Origin of the sequence: Dolichospermum sp. UHCC 0352, from assembly GCF_009711925.1 — a bacterium.
Taxonomy (GTDB): domain Bacteria; phylum Cyanobacteriota; class Cyanobacteriia; order Cyanobacteriales; family Nostocaceae; genus Dolichospermum; species Dolichospermum lemmermannii.
Window position 1 is genome coordinate 1 of sequence record NZ_VIKY01000089.1, and the last position, 6,906, is coordinate 6,906.

The following is a 6,906-nucleotide window of genomic DNA, read 5'->3' on the forward strand; positions in this document are numbered from 1 at the left end:
AGTATGCCCGCACTACAAGAGTTTCATGATTCAACTTTGTACCTCATAAGAGCGGAAACCGCTGTAACTTGTCACCAATGTCGCAGGTTAGTGTTTATTGTGGAGCTAATTTATACAACTCTTATGTTTGTACTATCTTTATAGTAATGCTTATACTGTTCATATTAGATAGCTACCAAACTCCATTAGCAATGAGTTCTATCACGCACGCCGCTACTGTTGCTGTACAACGCAATTTAAAACAACTGTTTCCTAATTTGATTAAACGTAATTCAAAAACACCTATCTGTAAATACCTCTAAAACAGCCAATATCACCTTTGCATGACTGTCTGTACCTGAAACTCAAAAGAGAGGCATTACAGGTCAATATAGCGTGAGTAGTTAGCTGATGGCATGATGAAACTACAGAATAAGGTATTTATATAAGGCTATCTTATAGATAAATGTTACTTAATAAGTATTCCTGTTATGCAACTACTATGCAAGTTCCCATCTGTAATGAGATACTGGTAGAGTACAGCCAACTTATGCAAGCTACCAGAAGTATTGAATTCCCGTCATTTTAAAAAGCCCGTGACGAGGATTGAACTCGTGACCTCACCCTTACCAAGGGTGTGCTCTACCACTGAGCCACACGGGCGAAATAGAAGCTAAAAATAAGATTTAAAATGCTGTACATTTGTTTATAGCACAGCATTTATAATTCTTAATTTCTGTAGGATATGGGCCGAGCTGGATTTGAACCAGCGTAGGCGTAAACCAACGGATTTACAGTCCGTCTCCATTAACCACTCGGACATCGACCCGTTTGTGTCCCACGCTTAACTATAATAGCAGTAGTCTCTGGGTTTGGCAAGGGGTTGGAGAAAATATTTTTGGATAAAGTCTGAATCCTTTACTCCAAAGTAGTTTCCGAGATTTACGCGATTAGTTCTCCATTTTTTTGTAGAGAGTACAAGCGGGTTAGAAGTTCAGCTTGGGGGAAAAAATTCTAGCCGATACCGATATAAAGCCACTGGTCGAGAACCTGCGGTAAAATAATCAGGATCTTGGGGGGAAAGGTAGACAGCAGTTACTTGATCTGCGGTAATGGCTGGAGATGGTGTAGAAAGCTTTTGATAGGCTGTGGTTGATTCTACAGTATTCAAATATGGACGATAACTGCCTTTAAATAATTGTTGGAAAACTTCTGTGGTGATGAATTGATTATCTGCTGTTGTTTCTGTGGCGCGATCGCTGATAATAGAAATTAATTGCCGTTCACCCCGCAAAAATGTAATTTGACGATTGGGAGATTGAGGATCTACTTTGGATGATAAAACAGCCTCATTCCCTAAATAAGCTCTGGATAGGTTTAAACTATTAAATTCTCTATCTGCAACTAATATTGATGCTTGCTTTTGGAAGTTAGCAAAAATTTTTAACCCCGAATTAGTTGGTTTAACTTTTATGAATTTAACTAAAAAACTAATTGGTTGATTTAATTGACTACGATTACCTTCAAAGCCTGGTGTCACTATATCCGGTGCTAAAGGTGCGGCTAAATCTACTAATGTGCTGGTAACTTTCCAAGTCCCAGACATCCATTCTGGGTAAACTAAATCTCCTTTGGCTGGTTTGACTGATGTTAATTTTTCCCATTGGGGGAATTTGGCTAAATTTTCTGCTAATTCTCCAGCTTGGGCTTGATTATTTCCTAAGAACAAAAAAAGCATTAAGCAAAAGCTAATAATTATTTTTATCACCATATTCAACAATTAATAATATTCATTTAGTTTAGATCCCCAACTTCTTTGAGAAGTCGGGAATCTAGGGATTTCAAAATTATAAGGTTTCTAGGGCTAAAGGTTGCCAAATTTCCCCATACTTTTCTTTTAAAGTTTGCCAAGCTTCTACTTGTCCTAGTTCGTATTCTCCAGGTTTACCCCATTGCAGAAAGAGGCTTAATGCAGGTTTTTCTTCTGCATCTAAAAACCGAATTGCATAGGTTGTAAAATTCCCTCTTTTAGCTTCACCTGTTTCAAATTTCACTTGTTGAATCATATCCATATTCAAATGAAATTCAAAGCCTTCGGTGTGCATATTCGCATATTTACCTTTTGGTAATTCGGCGTAATATAGCTTTTCTATTTTTCCTCTAGCTTCTAAAACAGCGGCGCTACTGGTGACAATTAGGCGCAAAGTTCCCAAGGTTTCACAAGCTTCTAAAAATTCTTTCAATGTTGTTGTCATCATTTATGTTGAATATGAATTAGTTGACGTGATGGAAAATGAATAAATAACTTCTGGCTATAAAAGTTTATAACATGATTGGACTCAAATTGCTATCATGAATAAATATGATAAGTAGGTCGGCGTTAAAAAATCAATCTATGTAACGAAATATAAATTAACGAATACCTTATAAATAGGGTGTTTCACGGTTTTTACAAAACTAAACATATATCGATTTTATTGGGCCGACTTACTTATGGTAAATTGTTCTCTTGAACATGAGATTTATTTATGAAAATTCAAAGCCTTAAACTCAAACATTTTAAGAAATTTCGAGATCAGGAATTAGATTTTACTGATCCAGAGACAGGTTTAGCACAAGATTTAATTGTTCTCATTGGGATGAATGGGGCTGGAAAAACCAGTATATTACAGGCGATAGCGGCAATACTAGGTACAGCCACAGGAAGATTGAAAAAACCTGCTGATTTAGATTGGCCAGGGTTTAACTATGACTTGCTGGGTAGAAATTGGCGGGGATTTCCATCTCATGTGACTATAAATATACAATTTTCTAAATCAGAACTACAAGCTGTAGGCGAATTTCAACAAAAATTACAAGAAATGGGTCGTGATTTACTTCCTCCTGCCCAAAAGCATCTTGTTACTTTAAAATGGCAAGGAGACGATGTAAAAGCAGATAGCGCGGCTGAATTATTTCAATTTAAAGGACGACAATACGCTAAACAATTATTTCGTTCTGAAGGGTTTCCAGTTTTTGAAAAAGTGGGTACGGTTTTTTGGTACACAGAACAGAGAACTGCAACTAGTTTAACTCCTGAAGATCCAGAAAACAAATTAGAAATTACAGAGGATATTTTACGTGATCGCCTAGCAAAGTGGCAAATGGTTCATCAAAAGAATAATAAAAATTTTCGACCAGGACAAAAAGATTTATACGCAGAAATGGAAAGAATTTATCAAGCAGTTTTTCCAGGGCGTGTATTTCAAGGTGTGGAAATACGAGATAATATTGATGAAATTTTTAGTGAACCTTGGTTTTATCTCTATGATGGTAAAAACTACTATGAAATTTCTGAAATGTCTGGGGGAGAACGTGCTATTTTTCCTATGCTTATAGATTTTATGAGTTGGAATATTCACAATTCAGTTATTTTAATTGATGAAATTGAATTACATTTACATCCACCGATGCAACAGGCATTATTGAGAGCTTTACCGAAATTAGGTAAAAATAATCAGTTTATTATTACAACCCATTCTGATTATGTAGCTCAATTAGTACCTGAGTCATCTATTATCAGAATTGAGGAGTAATTGCATTGTGGGAGTAGTTAATAATAAAGTTATTTTCTGTGAAGGTACGCTCGACAAAGACCTTATTAATCAGCTATTAGGAAATTTATCAAATCAGATCACTATTGTTCCTACTGGTGGAAAGTTTAATTTTTCAAATTTTGTTCCAGGTTATTTATATCAAAATACAAATATTGAAAATAATAAAAATAAGCATGAGAAAAAGGAAAATACCCAAAATTACCTAATTTTTAGGGATCGTGATTTTGATATTGAACCTACTTCAGAAATTAAATTACTACAAATAGATAAACTAAGAAATCGAGCTTTTCTTTCTCATCGTACCTGTATTGAAAATTATTTACTTAATCCTGAACTTATTCATGAATATTGGTCAACACAATATGCAAATAATTTAGAAAATCCTATTTCTAATAATAAGTGGGGTCATAAAGATTCCCCTGGAGTTGATGTTATCACTAAATGGATAGAAGATGCTGCTAGGATTTTGCAAGATTATCAAGCTGTAAGATGGGCTTTGGGTAATTTATGCCAACTTACCGCTAGTAGAAAACAATTAAAAACGAGATGGATTAAAGGTACAATCCCCAATTCTCTAACCTTATCTGACTGCGAAGAAAGGGCTGAGTCTTTAATTAAAGACTTTACAAATACAGTTCAAGAAGTCACAATAGATAAATTTAAAAACAATCTTCATAAATATTTACAACTCTTTGATCAAGAGGAATTTTGGATACAAAAACAATATTTAATTTGGTTTGATGGCAAAGATATTCAAAAGGCAATGGACAAAGTTAGCAAAGATAAAAAACTCCCATATAGATCATATAATAGATCCTATATTTCTATGGATCATTTTTCTAAATGGGCAATTAATCATATTGATATTAATCAATATGATGATTTAATTGAATTAAAAAATAAAATAGAACAGCTATAGGTGGTCAATAACCATTGACTACTAACTACTGACTACTAACTAGTATATAACTAATTTACTACGTTTCGTATTTCTCATACGCAGCAACAATTCGTTGCACTAAAGGATGACGCACCACATCTTTTTGGGAAAATTCGCAAATCGCAATTCCTTCCACGTTTCTGAGAATTTGCAAAGCTACATCTAAACCTGATTTTTGATAATGTGGTAAATCAGTTTGGGTAACATCACCTGTAATCACCATGCGGGAGTTAAAACCCAATCGGGTTAAAACCATTTTCATTTGCGCCGGTGTGGTATTCTGGGCTTCGTCAACGATGATAAAGGCGTTATTTAATGTCCGTCCTCGCATATAAGCTAATGGTGCGACTTCGATGATTTCCCGTTCGATTAAGTTGGGGACTTTTTCGGGGTCTATGAATTCATTAATGGCATCATAAAGAGGACGTAAATAGGGATTGACTTTTTGCTGTAAGTCTCCTGGTAAAAAGCCGAGTTTTTCCCCTGCTTCCACTGCGGGACGGGTTAAAATCAGCCGTTCAAATTGATTACTGAGTAGGGCTTGAACGGCGATAACTACCGCGAGATAGGTTTTTCCTGTTCCCGCAGGACCAATACAAAAGGTTAAATCCCGTCTGCGAAGTGCGTCTATATATTGGCGCTGGTGAAAGGTTTTAGCGCGAATTTCAAAACCTCGGCGAGTTTTGGCGAGGATATCGCGCTGTAGGTCTTGTAATTGGTCTTCTGTATTTGTATCCAGGGCTTGACGGGCTGTGAGAATATCAGCACTAGAGATATTATTACCTTTACTCCACAAATTTTCTAGCGATCGCACTAATCGCTTTACTAATTCTACCTGTTTAGGTGTTCCCGAAATTAATAATTCTTGTCCCCGCAGAACTAAGTTAGCTCCTGTTTGTTGGCATAATAACTTGATATTTGCCTCACCATATCCAGCTAGAGCGATCGCACTGGACATACTAGGCAGTTGAATTATGGAATCATCTGCCATATTATTGCTGAATTGGGTAAAAAGTAGTTGTTAACAAAATTAATATTTTCCGATTAAATGTAAATTGAAAATTCTATAATTTTCTGTTAATTAGTATTTGTATGATTGGGAAATGGGCTGACAACATTTGTTAATTCTTGGCTGGTAAATCCGCCATAAAAACGGAATTATTCGCCAAGATTTGACAATGCTGTTGTCCCTGTCTCCATCTTTCCCAGAATTCAATCTGTCACCAACCATTTAAACTAACTAGGAGAGTGCGGCAAAAATCACTAATTATTAAAAACCACTAAAAAGCTTTTGTAATTTGCTTTTTCAATTTTTAATTTTTAATTTTTAATTCCGCCCTGCGGTACTAGCGTAAACGTGGTTTAACAACAGGTTTGGGAATATTGTTCTCTCGTTCTTTCGACTTGGGTGGTAGTATCCGCTCTTCCTGTTCTTCATCAAAAGACACACTTTCCCGACTTTGGGAACTGTTGCCATAAATATCCAGGTATACTGATTGCCCAGCTAGTTCGGCTGCGGCGGCAATTACAGTGCGAATTGCCTGGATATTTCGTCCCCCTCGACCAAACACTTTTTCTTTATCTGTGCTATTAAAAGCAATGCGAACCCAAGCCCGCTTGAGGGTTTGAGACATTTCACAATCAACGCTTAAAGATTCTGGAGATTCTAAAAACGGCTGCACAAGAAACTCTACCAGCCCAACATAATTGGGACTGGTTGCTAGGGATTTCATCTCAAGACTATGATGCGGCTGTTGCACTGACCTGTTCAAAAACGTTAGCTTTTACGAGGATACTACGAACTGTATCGGTAGGTTGAGCGCCTTGTTGTAGACGCTTAATGATACCAGGAATGTTTAATTTTACTTCATCAGTTCTGGGGTTATAAAATCCTAGTTCTTCTAGGGGGCGACCGTCACGACGGGCCAGGTTGTTAATAGCAACAATCCGGTAACTTGCTTCGCGCTTTTTGCCAAATCTTTTTAAACGCAATTTGATCATGTTGAGAACTGTTTCTCCTGTTCCTAGTGAGTGAGTTTGTAACTGATTGATAAGGAAGTGATGGGGATATTATACCCGCCTTCACAACTTCCAACACTGAAATGCTAATTTTAGCACTTTTTAGCCGTGAATGGCTATTAGTTTAGTTGTCAGTTGTCAGTTGTCAGTAAGAAAGATATTCTTTTTGCCCCCTACTCCCGTGGTTTCGGGATAAAACAGTTGTAGTACCTTAACCTTTCCTCCATTACCTGCACTAATTCATTATAAACAATTTTGATAAATTATTGATCAGAGCATATACTACTAGTTTGTTAAGATAAAAATGATGGACTGTAGTGTGAGCGTCTCGCTCACGCGGGCAAGACTTGTACTGAGCTTGTCGAAGTATGC

General features: G+C 36.5%; 7 protein-coding genes and 2 tRNA genes. 2 read left to right on the top strand and 7 right to left on the bottom strand.

What is annotated here, in order from left to right; genetic code table 11:
* Positions 1–570 precede the first annotated feature (570 nt).
* From FJR06_RS06015 to FJR06_RS06030, 4 genes are all read right to left on the bottom strand, one after another.
* Positions 571–642 (bottom strand) — tRNA-Thr (locus tag FJR06_RS06015).
* Positions 643–725: 83 nt separating this feature from the next.
* Positions 726–808: transfer RNA gene (locus tag FJR06_RS06020), tRNA-Tyr, on the bottom strand.
* Between the two features lie 165 nt (positions 809–973).
* Entirely contained in the window at positions 974–1,750 is a 777-nt protein-coding gene (locus FJR06_RS06025; RefSeq protein ID WP_168651042.1) for a DUF6816 family protein, read from the bottom strand.
* A gap of 76 nt (positions 1,751–1,826) precedes the next feature.
* Positions 1,827–2,234, bottom strand: coding sequence for a ChuX/HutX family heme-like substrate-binding protein (locus FJR06_RS06030; RefSeq protein ID WP_148760854.1), 408 nt, complete (start codon positions 2,232–2,234; stop codon positions 1,827–1,829).
* 273 nt (positions 2,235–2,507) lie between these two features.
* Here FJR06_RS06030 and FJR06_RS06035 point away from each other — a divergent pair, with 273 nt between their 5' ends.
* Positions 2,508–3,554: an AAA family ATPase gene (locus FJR06_RS06035; RefSeq protein ID WP_168651043.1), complete on the top strand. Its 1,047-nt coding sequence runs from the start codon at positions 2,508–2,510 to the stop codon at positions 3,552–3,554.
* A 7-nt stretch (positions 3,555–3,561) separates the two neighbouring features.
* Entirely contained in the window at positions 3,562–4,494 is a 933-nt protein-coding gene (locus FJR06_RS06040; protein ID WP_015081381.1) for a hypothetical protein, read from the top strand.
* A gap of 58 nt (positions 4,495–4,552) precedes the next feature.
* On the opposite strand, the gene FJR06_RS06045 is transcribed toward FJR06_RS06040, so the two are convergent.
* From FJR06_RS06045 to rpsP, 3 genes are all read right to left on the bottom strand, one after another.
* Complete coding sequence (locus FJR06_RS06045) at positions 4,553–5,506, bottom strand: PhoH family protein (RefSeq protein WP_015081382.1); 954 nt, start codon at positions 5,504–5,506, stop codon at positions 4,553–4,555.
* 355 nt (positions 5,507–5,861) lie between these two features.
* The gene (locus tag FJR06_RS06050) at positions 5,862–6,248 is read right to left on the bottom strand and encodes a KH domain-containing protein (RefSeq protein WP_015081383.1); all 387 of its coding nucleotides are present in this window, start codon (positions 6,246–6,248) and stop codon (positions 5,862–5,864) included.
* Positions 6,249–6,255: 7 nt separating this feature from the next.
* On the bottom strand, positions 6,256–6,516 hold the full coding sequence (gene rpsP, locus FJR06_RS06055) for a 30S ribosomal protein S16 (RefSeq protein ID WP_015081384.1): 261 nt from the start codon (positions 6,514–6,516) through the stop codon (positions 6,256–6,258).
* Between the last annotated feature and the right edge of the window lie 390 nt (positions 6,517–6,906).

Bases quoted from the DNA above. Each gene is read 5' to 3' on its own strand.
- FJR06_RS06035 (WP_168651043.1), top strand. From the start codon at position 2,508: ATGAAAATTCAAAGCCTTAAACTCAAACATTTTAAGAAATTTCGAGAT.
- FJR06_RS06050 (WP_015081383.1), bottom strand. From the start codon at position 6,248: ATGAAATCCCTAGCAACCAGTCCCAATTATGTTGGGCTGGTAGAGTTT.
- FJR06_RS06045 (WP_015081382.1), bottom strand. From the start codon at position 5,506: ATGGCAGATGATTCCATAATTCAACTGCCTAGTATGTCCAGTGCGATC.
- rpsP (WP_015081384.1), bottom strand. From the start codon at position 6,516: ATGATCAAATTGCGTTTAAAAAGATTTGGCAAAAAGCGCGAAGCAAGT.
- FJR06_RS06030 (WP_148760854.1), bottom strand. From the start codon at position 2,234: ATGACAACAACATTGAAAGAATTTTTAGAAGCTTGTGAAACCTTGGGA.
- FJR06_RS06025 (WP_168651042.1), bottom strand. From the start codon at position 1,750: ATGGTGATAAAAATAATTATTAGCTTTTGCTTAATGCTTTTTTTGTTC.